Origin of the sequence: Acidovorax sp. HMWF029, from assembly GCF_003060895.1 — a bacterium.
Lineage (GTDB): Bacteria > Pseudomonadota > Gammaproteobacteria > Burkholderiales > Burkholderiaceae_C > Acidovorax.
Map to the genome: position 1 here is coordinate 1 of NZ_QAIH01000175.1, position 1,791 is coordinate 1,791.

The window sequence follows — 1,791 nt, forward strand, 5'->3', positions numbered from 1 at the left end:
GGTGTTGGGGTAGTTCTGGTTGCGCTTGGCGTCGTCGTCGTAGAAATCGACGCCCGCCAGCACGGCGTGTTTCTTGCCGCCCCAGTTGAAGGTGTTGTTGTAGTCGCTTTGCACCTGCAGCACGTCGCTTTCGCCCAGGCGGCCCTTGGAGCCGCGCGTGAGCACGGTGTTGCCGTTGATCTGGCCCAGCGTGATGTTGGCGTTTTGGAAGCCGATGGTGCTGGCCAGCAGATCGCGCTCGTAGGTGCCGTAGCGCAGGCGCGTGTTCAGCTCGCCGTTGTCGTCAAAGCGGTGAATGTGGCCGAGCGTGACGTGTTGCGCCGAGGTGTTGTTGTGGTCGCTGGCCAGGCCGTAGTAGTTGCGGGCTTCGAGCGGCGTGTTGATCTTGCCGTCCACCACGCGCCAGGGGTGGTTGTACAGCGGGCGGCCCTTGGATTCGAGGTAGTACAGGCCGATGGAGAACTCATCGCGCGTGCCGATGCCCCAGGCGAACGTGGGCGCAATGCCGCGCTTGTCCTGCTTGGCTCCGTAGTTGTCAAACTCTTGCACCATGGCGTTCAGGCGGAAGGCCGCGTTTTCGCCGGTCTTGAAGTTGAAGTCGCCCGTGGCGCGGTGTAATTGGCCGGTGCCGTAGGTGTACGAGGCTTCGTGCTGGTCGATGAGCAACGGGGCCTTGTTGACCTGGTTGACCACACCGCCTGTCGAGCCCTTGCCAAACAGCATCGAGGCAGAACCCTTGAGCACTTCGACGCGGTCCAGGTTGAAGGTGTCGCGCTCGATCAGCGGGGCATCCTTCATGCCGTCCACATAGATGTCGCCCGCCTGGCCCAGAGAGAAGCCGCGCAGGCGCACGTCTTCTTCACCCGTTTCGCCCGACTGGAAGGTCACGCCTGCGGTGTTGCGCAGCACCTCGCGGAAGTCGTCCATGTTGCGGTCGTTCATCTGCTTTTCGGTGAACACCGTCACGGACTGGGGGATGTCCTTGATGTCCTGGTTGCCCTTGCCGACCGTGGTTTTCTTGAGCAGCAGGGTGTCTTTGCCCTGGACTTCAGCGGCCTCTTTGACTGTCACGGTGGACATGGTGGTCTCTTGGTTACCGGTCTGTGCCATCGCGCCCATAGAGGCGGCCAGCATCAGGGCGCCCAGGGGTAGCAGGGCTTTGTCGCAAGAGGTGACGGGGACGAAGGGAGTGGGGGATGCGTTTTTACGCAGCGCGGAGCTGCGGCGCTGTGCGCGTGATTTTGCCAAGATGGCCTCCATCGATGGGTGCAGGGGAGCGATGTGTGTGGATGGCGCGCGGGTCGCCAAGCGCAGCGGAGGCAGTGGCTAGATCAACATGGCTGTGCGTCTTCGTGCCGCTTGATGTTACATCAAATGCGGGTCATTCTCATTTGTGTTGATGTTCTCATGCCACACTTTTAAGGCGACTGAAATGAAAAAAGCCGACTGAGTCGGCTTTTTTTCAGGTACTGCGGAAGCAGTGCGTCTGGTCTTTTTACTTGACGTGCTTGCCGATCAGGCCTGCCAGTTCAAACATCGAGACCTGGGGCTTGCCAAACAGCTCCTTGAGCTTGGCATCGGCATTGATGTTGCGCTTGTTGGTGGCGTCCTGCAGGTTGTTGGCCTTGATGTAGACCCACAGCTTGCTGATGATCTCCGTGCGTGGCAGCGGTGCCGAGCCCACCACAGCGGCCAGCGCGGGGCTGGGCGTGAGCGCCTTCATGAAGGCGGCGTTGGGGGTGCGCTTCTTGGCGGGGGCAGCGGCCTTCTTGGCTGCTGGGGCTGTGGTTG

Annotated in this window: 2 protein-coding genes; both read right to left on the reverse strand. The window is 61.3% G+C overall.

The genetic code is table 11. The annotated features are described in order from the left end of the window. A partial coding sequence (locus tag DBR12_RS12190; protein WP_233244415.1) for a TonB-dependent siderophore receptor occupies positions 1-1,080 on the reverse strand: 1,080 nt, incomplete at its 3' end. A 415-nt stretch (positions 1,081-1,495) separates the two neighbouring features. Continuing rightward, a partial coding sequence (locus tag DBR12_RS12195) for an SWIB/MDM2 domain-containing protein (protein WP_233244416.1) occupies positions 1,496-1,791 on the reverse strand: 296 nt, incomplete at its 5' end.